Below are 18,652 nucleotides of genomic sequence, written 5' to 3' on the forward strand. Positions count from 1 at the left end.
GAACACTGAGTAGTATCTGCGTGTTTAAAAGCCCTGCAATCAATCACGATTGCAGGGCTTTTTTTTGGGATCTGTCATTCATGCCGTCAGTATGCCTTTTGCACTATCAATCCCATGGAAGTAACCACATATCTTTCTATCTGCAGGCGTAAATGGGTATCATGTATATAGGGCGCGAGATCGACATGACCATCGGCATAGCCATCGCCTTCACGCCAGTCCATCTCCACATGGTGTCCCAGAGCGCGCAGGGTAGTGATGATGTCCTCGATATCACGCTTGCGGTATAGCACGGTGTCGCCGGTTTCTACGGTATCTTCATTCGAGGATAAATTGAATTCTGTCGTATGTACCGCATAGCCACCGGGCTTGAGGCAATGCATGGCGTTGTAGACGAATTCCTTGCCGTGTTCTATTGAGCCCAGATGTTCAAAGGCGCAGGAAGACCAGAGGAAATCAAATTTTCCATGAAACGCCGGATCTATATGATTCATGTCAGCAAATTTGAATTCCACCAGGCGGCGTAATTCGCTGTCATCACAAAGATTTCTCTGGTTGATCGCCTCAAAGCCACTCGCATGCTGTATGGTCTCTACCCAGCCTTTGGCCTGCGCTGCCTCGGTAAACAAATCTGTAGCGACCATGTTCGGGCCATGGGTGGCAAATAGCGCTGTCAGTGGTTCTGTGCCTACGGCGAAACCTAGACCCAGTTTTCCGTCTTGTAGCATTCCGCGCTCTTTCAATGCTTGTGCGATGAAAGCCCATTCCCAGATTTTTCTATGCATATGACCCGGGCTGTCCTTCATGCGTACTGCCCAATTCTCAAAAACGTCTGTGCGCATCATTTGCTCTGTACAAATGGCAGAGGTGAGCATGGCAGTGAGTGGCGCTGGCGGCGAATGCTGATAATCATGGCTGGGTTTGAAAGCACTTTGCCAGGCGTGTATTTTCTCCAAGGGGTCTTCGATTACTGGCTGCTGCGGAACTTGAGGCTCCATGGACGGAGCTGTTTTTGGTGGAGGAGGCAGAAATCGCTGCCTTATCCTGGCAGCCAGGTCAGATTCTCTGAACTCTGTTGGAAGAACTCGCCAAACTGGTAAAGCCAACTTCAAGATGCTGGATTTCATGATGAAACGCTTCAGTGAGATAGTTGAATTGCCGGGATTGGCAGTTGAGTGCCAGAGCAAAGCAAGGGGATACAAATATTCTTTGATGGCAATGTTTTTATAGCAATCATTATTTTAATATTTTGACTATCATTTTTTTCAATTGACAGAGTTATTATTCCAGATTAGTGAATTACTTGCTTGCCAGCTATGCTGCTTCACTTTTGGATTAGTGGTAAATTCGATTTGTATTGTTTATTGAGATTACAAATGAAATTAATGTTGGATATCGTGGTTACCCTGGCCCTGCTGATCTGGCCTTTGCTCATGATGATGTCGCCGATGTTGTTTGGTGCACCTGGCTCGGAAGACAGTAAATCCGGGCTGTTTTTTTTACTGCTGATTATTTTTTACCCCGTCATTATTTTCCTTTGCTACAAACTGGCGGGGGCCAGCTATTTCCGTTTTTCGACGAGTAATGCCTGGTTGTGGAGTGCTGGCCTGACAATGTTTGTTGCTGTGCTTTTTGGATATCCGCGCCACGTCATGAATGTCATTGCAGGCGTATCCGGCACTGGTTATTTTGTGAAGGAAGACAAGGTTTATTACAATGGCAAAATCATGGCGGGAGCCAGTGCTGCCACTTTCAAAACCTTAGGGACGCAATATCCCCGTTATGCCAGGGATGAAAAGCAGGTTTATTTTGACGGACGGCTTATAGCAAATGCCGATGCTGCCAGCTTTAGCGGCGTCAGCAACCCTTCAACGCAGGCAGGAGAAAAAAACTCACCATTGTTCTGGAAAGACAAGACTCATGTCTACCTGGAAGGCCATGCCTTGCCAGGCGCTAATCCTGCAGAATTCCGTCATCTGGGTGGCCGCTATGGCAGCGATGCACGGCAAGTTTATTTTGACAAGCAAGTCTTGCAAGGTGCAAATCCCACTACTTTCCAGTTGTTCAATGCTGATATGGCGAAAGACGACAAGCAGATTTATATCTTCGACAAAGTCGGTAAGCTGGCCGGCCCGGTCTCCGCATTCCGCTTGTTATCAGAACAGGACCTGGCGGTGTATGGTACGGATGGCGTACACGTGTATGCAGTATTCTTTACTGCGGCAGAGCCTTTGCAAATAGTCAGGGATGCTGATCCTGCCACCTTCAAAACCCTGGAACGCGCTTATGCCAGGGATGACAAACATATCTATTACCGGGATTCCAGCCCGGGTAAAGTGATCTTGCTGGAAGAGGTGGATGCAGGCAGTTTTGTCACAGGTTATTACGATGCTGCAACAAAATCTGATGCGCATGACCACTCTCGCTATTATTTGAACGGCAAGCTGGTGACGACAAAAAAATAGGAAGATACATATTCAGGTGGTTATTTGTGAGAAGTTAAGACTATAATTTTTTAATATTGACGCACGACAACCAGGGATACCCCAAGATGAATACAGCCAATAGCGTTGACAGCTTCACTTGTCCCGAATTCCTGGCCATGGAGCGCACCATCATTGATGACTTTGTCGATTGCACGCGTGAGGCTTGCGAAGAGGCAGAGGCCTGTGTCAAGGAACTGGATAATGATGGCGGAGCCGCTTATGTGCATCGCCTGTTCCGCGCCATGCATTCGCTCAAGGGCAATTGTCAGATGGTGGGCCTGACACCTTTTGTCGAGCTTTTGCATCGGGTTGAAGAAATCGTCGCCAGGGTCAGGGCTGAGCAAGATCCATATTTCCGGGAATTGGGTGAATTTCTTTTGCTGGCGATTGATGAAGTCGAGGATTTGCTGAATCACTTGATTGCCCATGGCAGCACCAGCGATGTGCGCCGTAAAAAGCTCTACGAATTATGTGACACCTTACAAAAAAGCAGTAGCCGTGGCTTCCAGCCTCAGCAGTTTAAAGACGCAATTGCTTTGCTGGACGGCAAAGTCAGTAGCAAAGAGACCGTCAGCAAGGCACCGAGGGTGATGCTGGAATTGCAGGACGACATGCTCATGATGCGCAAGTTTGCCCAGCAAATCGATAACCTCAGTATCTACAGAAAAAATCGCAGTGAACAAGCGGCACAATTGACGGCATCCCTGAATGAGGCCCTGGGTAATCCTGTCGATGCGCGGCAATTGCAGGCCGCTTCATTGATGCACGATGTGGGCATGAGTTTTATACCGCATAGCATTTTCAATAAAGAAGGTGGCTTGTCCAGGGAAGAGTTGAAGATAGTGCAGGAGCATGTGGTTACGGGCGCCCAGATGCTATTACGCTTTGGTGGCTGGGATGAGGCGGCACGCATCGTACTGGACCATCATGAGCGGTACGATGGCTATGGTTATCCAAATGGCTTGACGGGCAAGAACATACACCCGGGCGCACGCATGCTGGCAATCGTGGATACTTTTTGCTCTATCACCAATGAGCGTTCAGATCGCAGTTATAAGCGTAGTTTGTTGAGTGCGATTTCAGAAATCAACGCCAATATAGAAAGCCAGTTTGATCCACAGATGGTTGAGATGTTCAATGATGTAGTGCGCAAGCTGATTGCCAAACAATAGTTGTTTGTTATTTATTCATCAGAGATGCAAATAAAAAATTCACTGGAAATTTCACATAAGGATGTCAGCCTGCGCAATATACGCCGCAGTGATGCGCAAGCCTGGTATGACTATCTCAAAAATCCGGATGTAATCAGGCATACCAGCTGGAATCTTCATAATGCTGAGGACTTATTGGCTCAGTTCAGTCTCTATGAAAGTGATGAGATGAACTCGCCCATTCGTCTTGCCATCGTCAGCAAAGAGCATGACAGCCTGATAGGCACAGTGGGTTTTCATACTATCTCGGACATCAACCGCAGTGCGGAGCTGGCTTATGACCTGGCACCAGAATACTGGGGCAAGGGCGTCATGCAGCCAGCTGCACTGGCACTCTGTGACTGGGGTTTCCGGCAGGCTGGCTATAACCGTATCCAGGCGACTGTGCTGGAAACCAATTCCCATTCCATACAACTGCTGGAGCGCATGGGCTTTGAACGTGAAGGCTATTTGCGGGCTTTTCGCATGGTGCGTGGCACCCCTGGTAATTTCTGGATGTATGCATGTTTACATCCTGACATTGCCTGATATTGCTGGTGGACAAACAAATCTTTACACCGAATTAACAAGATTGTTTTTTTCACGCAATGCCTGTTGCATAGTGTTGGACATATGCTTGTAGCTTGAGTTAGGCTGGCATTGAACAGCTTCCTGCCTTGCAGGGACGATAGCCGGGAAAACAGCATGTTGTTAAAACGCTCAAAAGAAGAAGTAGTCTTGCTCATGCTTTGTGGCCTGAGCATACCGAGCATCCTTCCTTTCGGCATAGTGCGTCTGTTCCAGGGCAATTTTTTGATGGCGACAGTCGATCTGCTGATCGTGCTGGGTATGCTGTGCATCATTGTTTTTGTCTGGCGCACGCGTAAGGTACGTCTGGCCGGTATTGCCGTCACGGTGTTTTACTCCATGGGCATGCTGGCCGCAGTGTATGTCAAGGGTGTGCCTATCGCATATTGGGTGTATCCCACCATGATCGCTGCTTTCTTTATACTCAGGGCGAAAGAAGCACTGATCATCAATAGCGTTTCATTGATCGTGCTGGTCGTGATCTTGCGTAATGCCATGCTGTTGCTGGATTTGTCCAGCCTGGTTGTAACGCTGGTGTTGATCAATCTGTTTTCTTATATTTTTTCTGACCGCACCAGTCTCCAGCATTTTGAATTGAACCAGCAGGCAGAAAAAGACTTTTTAACCGGTGCTGGCAACCGCCGTGCGTTTGACAAGCAGCTACAGACTATCTGCGCCAAGGATGAAGTACATACTGATGTTTGCATCCTGATACTTGATCTTGACCACTTCAAAAAAATCAATGACCAGTTTGGCCACATGGTGGGTGACCAGGTGTTGATACAGTTTTGCGCATTGCTGCGTTCACGCATACGCACGGCAGATTGCTTTTTCCGCTATGGTGGCGAAGAATTTGTCGTCATTGCCATGGGGGCAGACGATATTGCCGCAGCCAGGTTTGCCGAGGAATTGCGCACCCTGGTAGAAAAGGCACAATTGCTGCGTGATTATCCGGTTACCGTATCCATAGGAGTGGCAAAGAAAATCGCAGGGGAAGATGGTCAGGCTTGGTTCCAGCGTGCTGATACCATGCTTTATGAAGCAAAACTGGCTGGGCGCAATGCGGTGCGCGTGGCTGTCAATGACAGCGTTTGAACTCAAGCCTCACTAAAGGCCACTACAGCCTCAAGCTTGCTGGTCTGGCTGATCAGCGGAAGCAGTAATGTCATTGGCGACGACAATCTGTTTTTCCAGCTCACTGTCAGGGCGATAACTCCAGGCTGGCATGAACAGCAAGACAAATAAAGATGCCAGGGCCGTAATGACACTGATCCAGATGACAAACTGGTTGGCCGCGATGCGCTCAGGGTAGATATGAATGACAGCACCCAGACCTATGGCATTGGCGGCAGCCACCAGTACCGCACAGGCATAATCCTGGAAACGCCTGGCCTTGTTGGCGCTCCTGGCCCAGCGTGGGTCAGTGTTATAGCTGGGCAGGTGCAGGTGGGCATCTTCCAGCCTTTCCAGAGTTGCCAGGAAATGGCGCAAATTCGTGATCGAGCGTTCTGCCTTGTAATTCAAAAAAGTCAGGCAAATCGATGCGACAGGAAAACCCATGACCAGCCATTCTACCGGCAGCTTGCTGCTGGGCTCACCTGGTTTCAGGGCCACCAGCGCAGCCAGCAGACTGACCACAAGGGTCACATACAGAGCCAGCGCCTGATGTCTTTGTGCTATGCGGGTATTGACTTCCTGGTTGGCGGCGATGAAACGGTAATTGGCATCAACATGGGATTTTGACATGGGGCGGCTTTCAGCGATTTGGAGCAAGTCGCCATTATCGCTTAAATCGTCGCTGAAATCGTCGCTGAAATTTATGCTGAAACTGCCTGTCACTACATTCAAAATGCCCAGGTAGCAGAAACATATGCCGTTTTGCTATCTGGCAGCTGCGCCAGTATTGCCTTGCTTGGGCCGCCATAAATACGCAAACCGCCATTGATGCTGATGCGGTCACCCTGCCAGCCCAGTGCTGCGGTGATGATGCGGCCATTGTCCTCTGGTGTCCACAGTATATCCAGCGAGGGTTGCCAGTCATTTTTTTGCCAGCTCCAGCGTGCAAACACATTCTTGCGACGTATATTGCCAGAGGCTGACAAGGCCTGGGTTTGCCAGGCCAGGTTATATGCGATGACTTGCTGCATTTGCGGCAAATAATTGACGCTGCCTTGCAAAGCAAGATTGCGCTTATTCCAGTCTTGCCATTCGCGGTCTGACAAGGCCGTGCCATCCCACCAGGCTTCGAGGAAAAAACTGTGCTGCGATTCTGTCGTGTAGTTCGCACCCAGCATGGCTTGCACGACATTGTTTTGCGTATTATTTTGCCAGGGGCTGGTGCGCTGCAGCAAGCTAGTATCTGCATTCATGCGCAAACCTGTATTTTTTTTCATAAAACGCAAGGAGCCGTGTATCTCCATTTCATCTGTCGCGACCCATGACGCCGCAGCGCCCAGGCTGCCACCACTCTTTTGGCCATAGCGGCCAAAGCCATGCAAATCGACGCCGCCAGTATGATGATAAACTCGTGCTGCCAGCGCCTGTTCATCTGCTATGTCCGTCGTTGCAGCATGGCCGGGATTAACCCAGACCATGGACAATGAGGTATTCGCATTGAAATATTCAAGGCTGGCCAAGGGTTTGCCGATGACAGTTGTGCTGATCAGTGAACGACGCTTTTCCTGCGCCACTACATCATTAGGACGAAAGCCATAACCCACATCCCAGGCAATGGTTTTTTTACCGGCACTGAACTGCCATGCGCCATCGCCAAGGCTGCCATACAATTCATTGAGCCATGCCGTGGCCTGAGTGCGCCCGCCATCATGGATCTGTCCCTGCAAGGTCGCAACAGCATTAATGCCTTTGCCACGGGCGCGCAATTCGGTTTCCATTACACCCAGTTGTGTATTCTTGCTGGATAAGCCCGGCACCAGTTGATTGGCAATCGCCAAAGGACTGGCGCTATTGCTGGTATAGCTATTGACCAGGCCACGCATCTGACCGCTGACTTCTGCATCTTCAGCCCTGGCAAAAGCAGGCGTGCAGAGCAGGGCAGCCAGCAAGCTTGCCAGGGCTGGGGTTTTCAAATCAGGCATGATCACTCCAGGCTGGGGTTCTTGGCCAGGAACATGGGGTTCAGCCATTGTTCAGGCACCGTCTTTTGCTTGCGGCTGAGATAGCGCACACGTGTCTCTTTGTGGCTGCTCAATTGATCCAGCAAGATCATTTCGGATACCGCAGTTGGTGCCTGTGGTTTGTCGAGAACAAAGCTGGCTTGCTTGGCGAGTTTTTCTGACTGCACATACAAGTCCGCTTTGATCGGTTCGTGGCGGATCTTACCCAGCCACAGCTCTATGCGCTGATAAGCCACGGATTTACGCACGGCATTCAAACTCAGGTGCACACAGGGTTTGTCATTGCATTTTTCTTCGCCAACTATCTTGCCTGTGTAGTCTTGTGACCAGCTCATGGTCGCGATATCGCCGATAGAGGCATCCCCCAGTAATTTTTGCATGGGTGTGATGCGCAGCGGGCGCTGGCTGCCGGGCAAGAGCATCCAGAAATCATCACCCAGCATCAAAACCTTTTGCCCTTTTTCTGCCGGGCTTTTCATGAGTACCAGAGATTGATGATTGACCTGCGAAAAAACCAGGTAATTTCTTTCTTTTTCCTTGCTACCATCCTTGGAAAAAGTGGTGATCTCGGTTTCTACCTGCATGTTTTCTGTACCGACCCTGAACTGATCAGCAGCTTTCAAGATATCACTGACTTCATCTGCCCTGGCCAGACCTGTTGCTGCTGCCAGCAACAAGGCGGTGACGTGTATAGCTGTTTTCATTTTTATTCCAGTTTTAGTTATGTGCAAGCGCATCGACGATAGGCTGGCGCAGGGTTTTGCGGGCGATGAAGGCTGACGACAGCATGGACAAGGCAATCATCATGAACACGGTGATTGCATACATGGCCGCATCTATCGTGATCAGTAAGGGGTAACCGCTGGAGCGTCCTGGTGGTGGTGGCATTTCTACCGGAAACACCATGAGCAGCAGCGCAACGGTGATCGCCAGCAAGGCACCAGCGATGGCACCTGTGCCACCCAGTATCATTCCTTCAAAAGAAAAGCTGCGTATCAGTTGCCCTGGCAAGGTACCCATGGCGCGCAGCGTGCCAACTTCACGGGTACGTTCTATGATGGCCATGGCCATGGCATTGGCAACTACGAACACCACGATGACACTGATGATGGCACCCAGAGCACCAAAGATACGGTTATACAAATCGCGTACAGATTTATAAAAGAAGGCTTGTTCCAGCCAGTTTTGTACCGTCAGTTCAGGAAATACTTTTGCCAGTCTGGCTTGTGCAGGCAGGGTCGCATCCATGGAGTTCAGGAACACACCGAGACTGGAAATACGCTGGGTATTCAAGAGCTTTTGTGCAGTCTTGATATTCGAATACACCAGACGCTTATCCAGCTCAGGCACGCCGGTGGATACCAGACCCTTGACGGTGACATCAACCGCATTCAGGGCACCATCAGTGGTGCTGGCCATCAACGTCAGACTGCTGCCGGGTTTGGCCTTCAGGCTGCGTGCCAGTGCGTCACCCAGGACGATTTCTGCTTCTGCTGATTCGGTTTGCAGCAATTCACCTTCTTTCAATGTCAGGGTAGGGCCTTTGACCGAGAATTCGGCATCAGGGTCTATACCTACTGCCATCATGATGGTCGATTTGTCGCCATTGCTGATCAGGCCGCTATATTCTATGCGTGGCAAGACATAGCGCACGGCTGGGTCAGCCAGCAGCTTGCTTTGCAGGGCTGCTGCATTTTCCAGACCATATTGCAGTGGCACATCCTGGTCACTGGTGAAATGCTGGGGTTTGCCTATGGTCAGGTGACCAGTGCTGCGTGCAGATATCTGCGCCAGGCCTTCATAAGTCGAATAGGCAAAGCCACCGGCCAGCAGGATAGCCGCTGTACCTAGCGCAGCGATGACCACGGTAATGGCAGAACGGCGGCGGTTGCGCAGGGTATTGTAAAAGGCGAATTTGAGCCAGCTGAGTTTCATTGCAATCTCCCATCCAGCAGTGACACGATGCGGTCGCTACGGCTAGTCAGGCGGTTATCATGGCTGGCGATGATGAAGGCCACGCCTTCGGCATGACCACGTTCACGCATCAGGTCCAATACCTGGTCGGCGGTATGTGAATCCAGGCTGGCCGTCGGTTCATCGGCAATCACCAGGCTGGGGCGTTTGATGAGCGCGCGGGCGATAGCCACCCTTTGGCGCTGGCCGCCAGACAAGGCGTCTGGCAAATGCTGGGCATGCTCATGCAGGCCAACGGCTTTCAATTGTGCTGCCACCCTCTCACGTCGCTCTGCTGCCGGTACACCCGTCAGGAAGAGCGGGTAATCGACATTCTCTGCCACCGTCATGACAGGTACGAGGTTAAAGCTCTGGAAGATAAAGCCTATGGTGTCGCGTCTTTGCAGGGTTTTTTGTGTTTCATTGTATTCATTGATATTGACGCCGTTGAGCAAGATATCACCGGCATCGGCATGGTCTATCAGACCGCACAGATTCAGTATCGTGCTCTTGCCGCTGCCGGACGGTCCAGTCAGGGCCAGCAATTCACCACGCTGCAGGGTCAGGTCTACCCCTTGCAGGGCCTTGACGACGTGGGCACCGAGTTGATAGGTTTTGTGAACTGCATGCAGTTCTATGGCAGGGGCCAGGCTCATGATGGAATGCCTTTCAACATGGCCTTGGCAGCTTCTGCCTGCGGTGCATTTTGCTTGACCACTTCATTCAGGTAACGCCTGGCATCTTCAGGGCGTTTTTGTTCATTCGCCAGGCTGGCAGCGCGCATCAGTACAGAACCGCGAAAGCCTGGCTCTGCCTTGTCGAATTGTTTATGTTCCAATACTTCATTCAGGAGCTTGAGACCACGCGGACCACGGTTCATGAAAGCTGGCACAGCCAAAAAAGTGCTGGCAGCGACATATTTGACTTCCAGTATCACGGGCGTGCTGCCATGGCCCTGGGCATTTTCATTGGCGGCGGCAAGTTGCAGGGCTTTTTCCAGCATGGCCATGCCATCCTCGGCATACGACATTTTCTTCCATGGGAACATGGTGGTTACCGCCAGCTTGCCAGTACTTGCACCGGCATAGGCCATGATCAGTGGGCTGGTCGGGTCTTGCTTGAGTAATTCACTGAAGGCATTCGCCGCAGCTTCTTCATTACCCTTGGCAGACTGGGTGAATTGCTGGAAAGCGGTTTGGAACTGTGGCTCAGAAAATGCCATGGCCTGGGTAGTGAATGCCAGCATCAGACTGCTTGCCAACAGAAATTTTTTACCGGTAGTGAGTTGAAATGCGCGCATGTGAGTCTCCTGTCAGTGTGAATGTTGTGGTGCATGGATAAGTACGACAGAACGGAGATTAAGGAAGGACAGCATTACCCTCAATGCAGATGCGACGGGGCAGGGAAGTTTGCCGTGAACGGTATTAAAAATGGCGCGAATGGATGTGCTGTTGCGCGAGAGGTATGGAAGTATTGACAAGGCAGGAAAAAAATCCTGAATCGTGTAATACTGGATTTTAGTTGGGAAATTCTTAATAAAAGCGACGAGATCATGAAAAATTCAGCCAGAGAGTTTATTGTCAATAAAAGCAATTTGTTGGAATCCAGATTCAAACCCCTGCATGTTCCGACAGAAGCAGCCTTGCAAGACGGGCAAGTCGTTTTGCAAGTGGAGCGTTTTGCCTTCACATCGAATAACGTGACTTATGCTGCCTTTGGCACGGCCATGCATTACTGGAATTTCTTTCCTACCGATGAAGGCTGGGGCAATATCCCGGTCTGGGGCTTTGGTGATGTGCTGGCCTCGAAAGCCGAGGGCGTGCAAGTTGGCGAGCGTTTCTATGGTTATTACCCCATGGCCACGCACCTGACAGTGCAGGCAACACGGGTATCTCCTGCCGGGTTTGTCGATGGTGCTGAGCACAGGCAAGCCATGCATGGTTTGTACAATCACTATGTACGCACCAGTACCGACCCTGGCTACACCAAAGAATCTGAAGATGTCCAGGTTTTGCTGCGGCCCTTGTTCATTACCTCTTTCATGATTGATGATTTCCTCGATGATAATCAGTTCTTCGGTGCACAGACCGTACTGATCTCCAGTGCTTCCAGCAAGACTGCTTATGGTCTGGCATTCATGCTCTCGCTACGTAAAGACAAGTCTTGCAAGATAGTTGGCCTGACCTCGCCAGGCAATCTGGAATTTGTACGGAATATGTCTATCTATGATGAAGTCATCAGCTATGAGCAAGTCGCTGAGCTGGCAACTGACCATGCCGTCGTGTATGTGGATATGGCTGGCAATGGGCAATTGCGCAGCCAGTTGCATCATCATTTCAACGACAACATGAAATATAGCTGTGCTGTTGGCGGCACCCATTGGGAAGAGTTGAGTGGCGCATCAAACCTGCCCGGTGCAAAACCGACGCTATTCTTTGCGCCAGCGCAAATCAAGAAGCGCATGACGGACTGGGGCCCGAATGGCGTGCAATCACGCTTGGCCGAAGCCTGGCAAGCCTTCATGCAGCCCGTCATGTCTGCAGAAAAACCATGGATGCATATCATCCACGGGCAGGGCGAGGCGGCAGTAAGGCAAGTCTATGATGATATGCTGGGTGGCGCAGCGCGGCCAGATCAGGGTAATGTGCTGACTTTGCTGGGGGCTGGCTGAGTTCAGTTTTTCCAGAGGGCAGGCAGGTCACCTGATTTCCTGCCCTTGATGATGGCTGCATTGATCTTGTTGATCACTTCTGCTCTGGTATTGATGCCTGCCGTGAAATGGATAGGGTCAACCAGCATGGGTTTAGCGAAGACCTTGACGCCATAATTCATTTGCGTTTCATTGCGCAGGTTTTTATCATCCAGATAGAGATTGAGCTCCGCTTCCAGGTCCTTGGCATTTGGCAGGCGCGAGTTAACCAGCATGACATCCATACGTCCGGACAAGAGTTTTTTCAGGCGTGAGCTGGTTTGTGGCTGATCTTCTTCCACCTTGAACAGCACATTGCGCATTTTATCTATCTCATCGCCAAAACGTATACCCCTGACAATGCCTACCGATTTGCCTTGCAAATCCTGTACGCCAGCGTATTGCATCCTACTGTCATCCCTGACCACGACCCAGACAAAGTCTGAGAAAACCGGGTCGGAATAGCGCATGGTTTTTTGTCTTTCTGTGCTTTTTGATAAACCAAATCCCAGACCCTCGCCCTTGCCTATGTTTTCGATAACTCGCGGCAGGGGATAGCGACGCACATCAAACTGTACATCCATGCTGCGCTCAAAGTAATCGATGATCTTCTGATTTTCCGGACGTATGGGCGCGATCTCGCCATTCTCCGTGCGGGTTTCTGCCAGCAATAAAGGCAAGACAGTTTTGGCTTGAACTGGTGATAGCAGAAAGCACAGACCAAGCAACAAGCCAGTGCAACGGGTAACAGTCAAAAAAGCGGCGCGGTACTTGTCTTGCATGCAATCTTTTTCTACGGAAAGGGTTTTGCGATGATACCTGTGCTAAGCGGGGCTTGTATAGTTGCTTTAAGTAAGGATTTGTTAGAACCTGCTTACGATCTTACTGCGCAAGCGTGAACGGATCTCATGCGCTGCTCTTCAACCCGCTGACGCTTGCTCGCTACAGATCGTAAACACGTTCTTAGGCGGATACTTTTTGCTAATAATCTGTAAATAGTCTGTTATTCATTCAGCAAAAAAATGAAAATAAGCCATGCGAAAAAATACAGATTTTCAAAAGAGCTAATTAATTTGCTAAGATAGAGCCAGGGTTCTCAATGTTTACTGTTCGCGTAAAAAGGAGACATCATGCCACTGGTGACCATCACTGTTTGCAAACCCAAGTCCCTGTTATTTAAAGAGACAGTCTTGAATGCCGTACATGCGGCATTGGTAGAGGCGGGGGTGCCTGAGACAGATAAATTCCAGCGTATTCTGGAGCTGGATACAGAAAATTTCCGCTTTGATCCCCATTATCCCGATTTGCACAAGAACAGAAATCAGGACTTCGTCCTGATAGAAATCCTCTGGTCAGTCGGGCGCAGTGTGCAGGTCAAAAGAAAAATGCTGGACAGCCTGATGAAGCGACTCAGCGAAAAGAGCATGAACCCGGAAAACATCATGGTCTGCTTCAAGGAAACGTCCTGGGAAAACTGGTCATTTGCAGGTGGGCGTCTGTTACATACCTGAGACATACCAGAGCATCCTGGCCTGTGCTTACCTCATGCTGGTAACAGCGCAACTGCTGCCAGCTTGGATTGCCTTGGCCGTAGGTAATCTATATAGTCAAAAAAAATCATCATGACCTTATCAAAGCAAGTCATCAAACCAAATCTTCAAACTATCAATAATTTAATAAGAGGTAAACAATGATGGGAAAAACCAGGCTGGAAGCCTTCAGCGACGGTGTTATTGCGATTTTGATCACCATCATGGTGCTGGAAATGAAAGTGCCCCATGGCGCTACGCTGGAAATCTTGCTGCCTGTCTGGCCAGTATTCCTGAGTTATATACTGAGTTTCGTCTACGTCGGGATTTACTGGAATAACCATCATCACATGCTGCACACCTGCCACAAGGTGACTGGCGGTATTTTATGGGCCAATCTGCATTTGCTGTTCTGGCTTTCCCTGATCCCATTTGCTTCTGGCTGGGTAGGCGAAAATCATTTTGCCTCGGCACCGGCGGCTTTGTATGGCCTTGTGTTGCTGATGTCCGCGATTGCCTATTTCATCTTGCAACAACAGATTATTGCAACCCAGGGTGAAAATTCTTTGTTGAAAAAAGCGGTCGGTTCAGACTGGAAAGGCAAGCTCTCGCCTATCACTTATGCCACTGCAATACCGCTGGCATTCTGGTATCCCTTATTGTCCATGGCCTTGTATGTGGGCATGGCATTGATATGGCTGATACCTGACCGTCGCATAGAAAAAGTACTGAAAGCACATGAAGTTTAAGTGCCGGTATTTTTCCTCTCAACTCACAACTAATTGACTATCATGCGTCTTCTTATCTCTGCTATCGCCTTGATGGCGAGCTTGTCTTTTTGTGTTTCCAGCAAGGCTGCTGAGCAGCCTGTCGTTGATCAGGATATTGCGCTGGTGACTACGACGGGGAAAATTGCCGGCAGCTTGCAATTGCCATCCAGTGCAGGAAAATTACCGGTCGTCCTGATCATTGCCGGTTCAGGACCGACTGACAGAGATGGCAATTCAGCGCCCTTGAAAGGTAAAAATAATTCCCTGAAAATGCTGGCAGAAAGCATGGGGCAAGCCGGGATTGCTTCTGTGCGTTTTGATAAACGTGGCATCGGTGCCAGCGCCAGTGCTGCAACATCTGAAGCTGATTTGCGTTTTGAAACCTATGTGCAGGACGCTGCTGCATGGTTAAAAATGTTAAAGGCAGATAAGAGGTTTTCTGATGTGGCGATTTTGGGGCATAGCGAAGGTTCTTTGATTGCCATGCTGGCTGCGCAGCAAGAGCCAGTCAAAGCCCTCATCTCGCTTGCTGGCCCTGCAAAAAATGCGGCAGATTTATTGCGCCAGCAATTGCAGGGCAAGCTGCCACCGCCATTGGCTGCAAAGAATGAAGAAATTCTGGCTGCCTTGCAAGCAGGGAAAACCTATACAGAAGTGCCTGCAGAATTAAAGTCTTTGTATCGTGACAGCGTACAGCCTTACCTTGTTTCCTGGTTTCGCTACACGCCTGAAAAAGAGATAGGCAAGCTGACTTGCGCCATTCTCTTGGTTCAGGGCGACAAGGACGTACAGGTCGATGTCGCACAACTGTCAGCGCTGAAGCAAGCCAGGCCAGATGCGAGCACCTTGCTGGTACATGAGATGAACCATGTATTGAAAATCATCAATGGTGACATGGCGCAGCAAATGGCTTCCTATGGTGATCCAGCCTTGCCTCTGGCACCTGAGCTGGCGCTCAAGCTCAATGGTTTTTTGCGCGAGAAATTAAAATAAAAAGCACAGATAAATAATGCCTGGTTGGATTGCCATTCACGCCAGACTGTCTTAGGATGGATCTTGATCCGCATCAAAGAGGTGGACAAAAAGTAGTAAAAAAATAAATGGAGACAGCATGGCAGATCAGACGCAGGGCAGGGGTGGTGATAGTGCGCCGCCTGATATCACCACAGTCATCGATAATGAGGCAGTGTTTCCGCCATTGCGGCGGATAGGCATGTTTCGCCCTCTGGTGTGGCTGAAGCTGGGCTGGCAAGATTTTCGTGCATCTGGTGGCTCCAGTATTTTTTATGGTGTGTGCTTTGCTGCCATGGGCCTGGTGTTGCAACTGGTGCTGAACAATGCGCCAGAATATCTGTCTGCCCTGACCTGTGGTTTTCTGCTGGTCGGGCCTTTGCTGGCGCTGGGTTTGTACGATATCAGTCGTAGGCTTGAAAATGCGCGTTCTGGTTTATTGGACAGTGTGTTTTCCATGCAGGGGCGCTGGAGCAATATCGGTGTCCTGGCCCTGGTGCTGGCCGTTATCATGATGGTCTGGGCGCGCGCTTCACTGGTGATCTTTGCCCTGTTTTATAACAAGGGCATGCCTACCATGCAGCATTTTCTGGCGCAGCTGTTCTCGCTGAATAATCTTGAATTTCTGGCTGTTTATATTTGCATAGGCTTTGTGTTTGCCAGCCTGGTATTCGCCATTAGCTGGGTGTCCATACCCCTGATGCTGGATCGTGATACTGATGCCATTACCGCCATGATCATCAGTTGTGTTGCCCTGTTCATCAATGTGCCTGCCACCATGGTCTGGTCTGGCCTCATTATAGCCAGTGTCGTAGTGGGATTCATGAGCTGGAATATCGGTTTTCTTGTCATCATGCCCATCATAGGTCACGCCACCTGGCATGCTTATAAGGATGTGGTGGGAACAGAAGCGGACCGTTGATGTATTAACGCATTCGTATGCCTGAGAACAAAAAAGCCACGAATGATCGTGGCTTGATTTTTGTCTTGAGATTTATTGATACGGACCGGCTTTCTCAACCGTAAGCGCCACCCGTGTATAAAAGATCAAAAGTGCGGGCGATGGCTGCAATCAATACAAATGCACCTACACCCAGTGTCAGCACCAGTAGCAAGGCCAGTGGCCAGTTGGATTCGCTGGTCTTGCCGGATTTGCTATTGTGACGGGCATCCCATTTCTCATCTGGCGTCAACCCTAGCACCAGTGCTTCCAGTATGGCGATCAGGAAAGACAGCAGCAGGAAACCATATTGCACAATTTCGGGTTTGCCAAAATAGAAATAATGCACCATCATGCTGAGCGGCAAAGTAATAAAGTGCAGCCAGCCCCATTTATCTTTTTTACCAACTAGGTAAAAGCGGTGCAGACCAATAGCACCAAAGACGGCTGCCAGAAAAGTTGCCAGGGTTTTATTTTTATGTGGTGTTGTATCAGTAAGCGTCATTGCGGCCAGCCATCAAAGTCGAAGCTGTGATTGTATGCGATGAGGTGATAGTGTGTCTCAATTGTCACGTTGACAGATAAAAACAGCATCATGCAAGCGAAAAGTGGGATAGTTCTTGCGACTTGCTCAAGAAGCGGGCTATAATCTACAGCTTTTTCCGCGTTCAGACATTTTTTGGAAATATTATGGTCGTTATTCGTTTAGCTCGTGGTGGCGCAAAAAAGCGCCCTTTTTACAACATCGTTGCAACTGATTCCCGTAATCGTCGCGATGGTCGCTTTATCGAGCGCATCGGTTTCTACAACCCAGTAGCTACTGGCAATGCAGAAACAGTACGCGTTGCAGCTGATCGCCTGGCTTACTGGCAAGGTGTTGGCGCTCAATTGTCTCCAGCAGTTGCTCGCCTGGTAGCTCAGTCCGGTAAAGCAGCAGCTTAATCGCTGCAAGCTGTATCATGACTGCTGCAGTCCATGCTCCTGATGATCTGGTCCTGGTTGGCTATATCTCGGGAGCATTTGGTATTCACGGCTGGGTAAGGATACGTCCTTATTCTGCTGATGCTGACGCATTGATGTCAGTAAAAACCTGGTGGTTGGATAAGCCTGAGTTGCGTGATGTTGACCGTCTGGAAGTTAAAATCCAGGGGGAAGATGTAGTTGCGCGGCTGGTGGGTGTGCCTGACAGAAATGCCGCAGAAGCACTGAAAGGTGCAACTGTACAAATTTCTCGCAAGCATTTTCCTGCTTTGGCGTCTGGTGAATTCTATTGGCTTGATCTGATAGGTTTGCAGGTGGAAAATCTTCAGGGTGAGAATTTAGGTGTGGTCAGGGATTTGATGGACAACGGGGCGCATCCGATTTTACGGGTGGCGGCAGCGGATGTACCTGAAAATGAACTGGTGAAACACGAACGCCTGATCCCTTTTGTAGAAGCTTTCGTCAAGGAAGTTGATCAAAAAGCAGGCAAAATCCAGGTCGACTGGGGTAGTGATTATTAAGGTGATGAACTCAGAAGGCATGAACGTGCACATGCACATGCAGTTTGATGTCATTACACTGTTCCCCGAAATGTTCGCTGCCATTACACAATCAGGTGTAACGAGGCGAGCTTTCGAGCAACAAAAATGCGAATTAAAGCTGTGGAATCCGCGTGATTTTACGACTGACAGGCATCGTACTGTGGATGACCGGCCTTATGGCGGTGGCCCGGGTATGGTGATGCTGGCAAAACCCTTGCAGACCGCAATCGAGTCTGCCAAGGCACGTCAGACGGCCTTGTCTGCAGTGGCGCCCAAAGTGATTTATCTGTCACCACAGGGCAAACCACTGACCCATGAAAAGGTCATGCAACTGGCGGCAACGCCGGGCCTGGTCTTGTTGTGTGGCAGGTATGAGGCAGTAGATCAGCGTCTGCTGGATAATTACGTCGATGAAGAAATCAGCCTCGGCGATTTCGTCTTGTCTGGCGGTGAATTGCCAGCCATGGCCCTGATGGATGCTGTCATACGGCAAATTCCTGGCGTCTTGCACGATGATGCCTCGGCAGTGCAGGACAGTTTTGTCAATGGTTTGCTGGATTGCCCGCATTACACCAGACCAGAAGTCTTTGAAGACCAGACTGTGCCAGCTGTGTTAATGGGTGGTAATCATGCTGAAATCGAAAAGTGGCGGCGTCAGCGTGCACTGGAAGCCAGTCAGTTAAAGCGTCCGGATTTAATCATCGCAGCGCGTGCGGCAGGCTTGTTAAGCCGTGCCGACGAAAAGTTTTTAAGCAGTTTGTAGTATCTTCCTGCTCTCGGGCGGGAATTAATAAGCGTGAATCTTCAATGATTCACATGTTAAACCCCATCCTCTA

The 18,652-nt window shown here is 49.9% G+C and carries 22 protein-coding genes; 13 read left to right on the top strand and 9 right to left on the bottom strand.

The genetic code is table 11. The features are described from left to right. Positions 1-86: 86 nt before the first annotated feature. Positions 87-956, bottom strand: a complete 870-nt coding sequence (locus DFR42_RS15045) for an SAM-dependent methyltransferase (protein WP_245936987.1) — start codon at positions 954-956, stop codon at positions 87-89. Positions 957-996: 40 nt separating this feature from the next. Between DFR42_RS15045 and DFR42_RS15050 the strand changes: the two genes are divergently transcribed. The 5 genes from DFR42_RS15050 to DFR42_RS15070 all read left to right on the top strand — a co-directional run bounded on the left by DFR42_RS15050 (position 997) and on the right by DFR42_RS15070 (position 5,359). Next, entirely contained in the window at positions 997-1,230 is a 234-nt protein-coding gene (locus DFR42_RS15050) for a hypothetical protein (protein ID WP_110255808.1), read from the top strand. Positions 1,231-1,376: 146 nt separating this feature from the next. Continuing rightward, positions 1,377-2,465, top strand: a complete 1,089-nt coding sequence (locus DFR42_RS15055) for a DKNYY domain-containing protein (protein ID WP_170133539.1) — start codon at positions 1,377-1,379, stop codon at positions 2,463-2,465. A gap of 86 nt (positions 2,466-2,551) precedes the next feature. Beyond that, positions 2,552-3,658 carry an HD-GYP domain-containing protein gene (locus DFR42_RS15060; protein ID WP_110255810.1) on the top strand — a complete coding sequence of 369 codons (1,107 nt, stop codon included), beginning with the start codon at positions 2,552-2,554 and terminating at the stop codon, positions 3,656-3,658. Positions 3,659-3,682: 24 nt separating this feature from the next. Further along, positions 3,683-4,225 carry a GNAT family N-acetyltransferase gene (locus tag DFR42_RS15065; protein WP_110255811.1) on the top strand — a complete coding sequence of 181 codons (543 nt, stop codon included), beginning with the start codon at positions 3,683-3,685 and terminating at the stop codon, positions 4,223-4,225. 156 nt (positions 4,226-4,381) lie between these two features. Then, positions 4,382-5,359, top strand: a complete 978-nt coding sequence (locus tag DFR42_RS15070) for a GGDEF domain-containing protein (RefSeq protein WP_110255812.1) — start codon at positions 4,382-4,384, stop codon at positions 5,357-5,359. 30 nt (positions 5,360-5,389) lie between these two features. Here the strand turns inward: DFR42_RS15070 and DFR42_RS15075 are convergent, their stop codons facing one another. The 6 genes from DFR42_RS15075 to DFR42_RS15100 form a co-directional block, all read right to left on the bottom strand. After that, on the bottom strand, positions 5,390-6,010 hold the full coding sequence (locus tag DFR42_RS15075) for a hypothetical protein (protein ID WP_211324314.1): 621 nt from the start codon (positions 6,008-6,010) through the stop codon (positions 5,390-5,392). Between the two features lie 98 nt (positions 6,011-6,108). Then, complete coding sequence (locus DFR42_RS15080) at positions 6,109-7,362, bottom strand: hypothetical protein (protein WP_110255813.1); 1,254 nt, start codon at positions 7,360-7,362, stop codon at positions 6,109-6,111. A gap of 2 nt (positions 7,363-7,364) precedes the next feature. Then, positions 7,365-8,105 carry an outer membrane lipoprotein-sorting protein gene (locus DFR42_RS15085; protein WP_110255814.1) on the bottom strand — a complete coding sequence of 247 codons (741 nt, stop codon included), beginning with the start codon at positions 8,103-8,105 and terminating at the stop codon, positions 7,365-7,367. A gap of 13 nt (positions 8,106-8,118) precedes the next feature. Beyond that, positions 8,119-9,336, bottom strand: a complete 1,218-nt coding sequence (locus DFR42_RS15090) for an ABC transporter permease (RefSeq protein ID WP_110255815.1) — start codon at positions 9,334-9,336, stop codon at positions 8,119-8,121. After that, the gene (locus DFR42_RS15095) at positions 9,333-10,010 is read right to left on the bottom strand and encodes an ABC transporter ATP-binding protein (RefSeq protein WP_110255816.1); all 678 of its coding nucleotides are present in this window, start codon (positions 10,008-10,010) and stop codon (positions 9,333-9,335) included. Before DFR42_RS15095 ends, DFR42_RS15090 begins: the two co-directional genes overlap by 4 nt. Beyond that, positions 10,007-10,654 (bottom strand): hypothetical protein, encoded by a 648-nt coding sequence (locus tag DFR42_RS15100; RefSeq protein WP_110255817.1) that lies wholly within the window; start codon positions 10,652-10,654, stop codon positions 10,007-10,009. Before DFR42_RS15100 ends, DFR42_RS15095 begins: the two co-directional genes overlap by 4 nt. A gap of 252 nt (positions 10,655-10,906) precedes the next feature. On the opposite strand from DFR42_RS15100, the gene DFR42_RS15105 reads away from it, so the two are divergent. Then, on the top strand, positions 10,907-12,025 hold the full coding sequence (locus DFR42_RS15105; protein ID WP_110255818.1) for a DUF2855 family protein: 1,119 nt from the start codon (positions 10,907-10,909) through the stop codon (positions 12,023-12,025). Between the two features lie 2 nt (positions 12,026-12,027). On the opposite strand, the gene DFR42_RS15110 is transcribed toward DFR42_RS15105, so the two are convergent. Next, a complete protein-coding gene (locus DFR42_RS15110) occupies positions 12,028-12,825 on the bottom strand; it encodes a substrate-binding periplasmic protein (protein WP_110255819.1) in 798 nt (265 codons plus the stop codon). Positions 12,826-13,173: 348 nt separating this feature from the next. On the opposite strand from DFR42_RS15110, the gene DFR42_RS15115 reads away from it, so the two are divergent. The 4 genes from DFR42_RS15115 (at position 13,174) to DFR42_RS15130 (ending at position 16,275) form a co-directional block, all read left to right on the top strand. After that, a complete protein-coding gene (locus tag DFR42_RS15115) occupies positions 13,174-13,554 on the top strand; it encodes a tautomerase family protein (RefSeq protein WP_110255820.1) in 381 nt (126 codons plus the stop codon). A gap of 182 nt (positions 13,555-13,736) precedes the next feature. Next, the gene (locus DFR42_RS15120) at positions 13,737-14,321 is read left to right on the top strand and encodes a TMEM175 family protein (protein WP_110255902.1); all 585 of its coding nucleotides are present in this window, start codon (positions 13,737-13,739) and stop codon (positions 14,319-14,321) included. 42 nt (positions 14,322-14,363) lie between these two features. Next, the gene (locus tag DFR42_RS15125; protein ID WP_110255821.1) at positions 14,364-15,335 is read left to right on the top strand and encodes an alpha/beta hydrolase family protein; all 972 of its coding nucleotides are present in this window, start codon (positions 14,364-14,366) and stop codon (positions 15,333-15,335) included. Between the two features lie 118 nt (positions 15,336-15,453). Further along, on the top strand, positions 15,454-16,275 hold the full coding sequence (locus tag DFR42_RS15130) for a DUF2189 domain-containing protein (RefSeq protein ID WP_110255822.1): 822 nt from the start codon (positions 15,454-15,456) through the stop codon (positions 16,273-16,275). 94 nt (positions 16,276-16,369) lie between these two features. Here the strand turns inward: DFR42_RS15130 and DFR42_RS15135 are convergent, their stop codons facing one another. Next, a complete protein-coding gene (locus DFR42_RS15135; protein ID WP_110255823.1) occupies positions 16,370-16,798 on the bottom strand; it encodes an NINE protein in 429 nt (142 codons plus the stop codon). A gap of 185 nt (positions 16,799-16,983) precedes the next feature. On the opposite strand from DFR42_RS15135, the gene rpsP reads away from it, so the two are divergent. The 3 genes from rpsP to trmD are packed head-to-tail and all read left to right on the top strand — an operon-like array spanning position 16,984 to position 18,579. Continuing rightward, on the top strand, positions 16,984-17,235 hold the full coding sequence (gene rpsP, locus DFR42_RS15140; protein ID WP_110255824.1) for a 30S ribosomal protein S16: 252 nt from the start codon (positions 16,984-16,986) through the stop codon (positions 17,233-17,235). A 17-nt stretch (positions 17,236-17,252) separates the two neighbouring features. Continuing rightward, positions 17,253-17,795 carry a ribosome maturation factor RimM gene (gene rimM, locus DFR42_RS15145; RefSeq protein ID WP_110255825.1) on the top strand — a complete coding sequence of 181 codons (543 nt, stop codon included), beginning with the start codon at positions 17,253-17,255 and terminating at the stop codon, positions 17,793-17,795. A 37-nt stretch (positions 17,796-17,832) separates the two neighbouring features. After that, complete coding sequence (trmD, locus tag DFR42_RS15150) at positions 17,833-18,579, top strand: tRNA (guanosine(37)-N1)-methyltransferase TrmD (RefSeq protein ID WP_110255903.1); 747 nt, start codon at positions 17,833-17,835, stop codon at positions 18,577-18,579. Positions 18,580-18,652 lie beyond the last annotated feature (73 nt).

The organism is Undibacterium pigrum, from assembly GCF_003201815.1.
In the GTDB taxonomy this organism is placed as follows: domain Bacteria; phylum Pseudomonadota; class Gammaproteobacteria; order Burkholderiales; family Burkholderiaceae_D; genus Undibacterium; species Undibacterium pigrum.

Coding starts and splice junctions, on each gene's coding strand:
- DFR42_RS15050 (WP_110255808.1), top strand. CDS start 997: ATGGACGGAGCTGTTTTTGGTGGAGGAGGCAGAAATCGCTGCCTTATC.
- DFR42_RS15055 (WP_170133539.1), top strand. CDS start 1,377: ATGAAATTAATGTTGGATATCGTGGTTACCCTGGCCCTGCTGATCTGG.
- DFR42_RS15060 (WP_110255810.1), top strand. CDS start 2,552: ATGAATACAGCCAATAGCGTTGACAGCTTCACTTGTCCCGAATTCCTG.
- DFR42_RS15065 (WP_110255811.1), top strand. CDS start 3,683: ATGCAAATAAAAAATTCACTGGAAATTTCACATAAGGATGTCAGCCTG.
- DFR42_RS15070 (WP_110255812.1), top strand. CDS start 4,382: ATGTTGTTAAAACGCTCAAAAGAAGAAGTAGTCTTGCTCATGCTTTGT.
- DFR42_RS15075 (WP_211324314.1), bottom strand. CDS start 6,010: ATGTCAAAATCCCATGTTGATGCCAATTACCGTTTCATCGCCGCCAAC.
- DFR42_RS15080 (WP_110255813.1), bottom strand. CDS start 7,362: ATGCCTGATTTGAAAACCCCAGCCCTGGCAAGCTTGCTGGCTGCCCTG.
- DFR42_RS15085 (WP_110255814.1), bottom strand. CDS start 8,105: ATGAAAACAGCTATACACGTCACCGCCTTGTTGCTGGCAGCAGCAACA.
- DFR42_RS15090 (WP_110255815.1), bottom strand. CDS start 9,336: ATGAAACTCAGCTGGCTCAAATTCGCCTTTTACAATACCCTGCGCAAC.
- DFR42_RS15095 (WP_110255816.1), bottom strand. CDS start 10,010: ATGAGCCTGGCCCCTGCCATAGAACTGCATGCAGTTCACAAAACCTAT.
- DFR42_RS15100 (WP_110255817.1), bottom strand. CDS start 10,654: ATGCGCGCATTTCAACTCACTACCGGTAAAAAATTTCTGTTGGCAAGC.
- DFR42_RS15105 (WP_110255818.1), top strand. CDS start 10,907: ATGAAAAATTCAGCCAGAGAGTTTATTGTCAATAAAAGCAATTTGTTG.
- DFR42_RS15110 (WP_110255819.1), bottom strand. CDS start 12,825: ATGCAAGACAAGTACCGCGCCGCTTTTTTGACTGTTACCCGTTGCACT.
- DFR42_RS15115 (WP_110255820.1), top strand. CDS start 13,174: ATGCCACTGGTGACCATCACTGTTTGCAAACCCAAGTCCCTGTTATTT.
- DFR42_RS15120 (WP_110255902.1), top strand. CDS start 13,737: ATGGGAAAAACCAGGCTGGAAGCCTTCAGCGACGGTGTTATTGCGATT.
- DFR42_RS15125 (WP_110255821.1), top strand. CDS start 14,364: ATGCGTCTTCTTATCTCTGCTATCGCCTTGATGGCGAGCTTGTCTTTT.
- DFR42_RS15130 (WP_110255822.1), top strand. CDS start 15,454: ATGGCAGATCAGACGCAGGGCAGGGGTGGTGATAGTGCGCCGCCTGAT.
- DFR42_RS15135 (WP_110255823.1), bottom strand. CDS start 16,798: ATGACGCTTACTGATACAACACCACATAAAAATAAAACCCTGGCAACT.
- rpsP (WP_110255824.1), top strand. CDS start 16,984: ATGGTCGTTATTCGTTTAGCTCGTGGTGGCGCAAAAAAGCGCCCTTTT.
- rimM (WP_110255825.1), top strand. CDS start 17,253: ATGACTGCTGCAGTCCATGCTCCTGATGATCTGGTCCTGGTTGGCTAT.
- trmD (WP_110255903.1), top strand. CDS start 17,833: ATGCAGTTTGATGTCATTACACTGTTCCCCGAAATGTTCGCTGCCATT.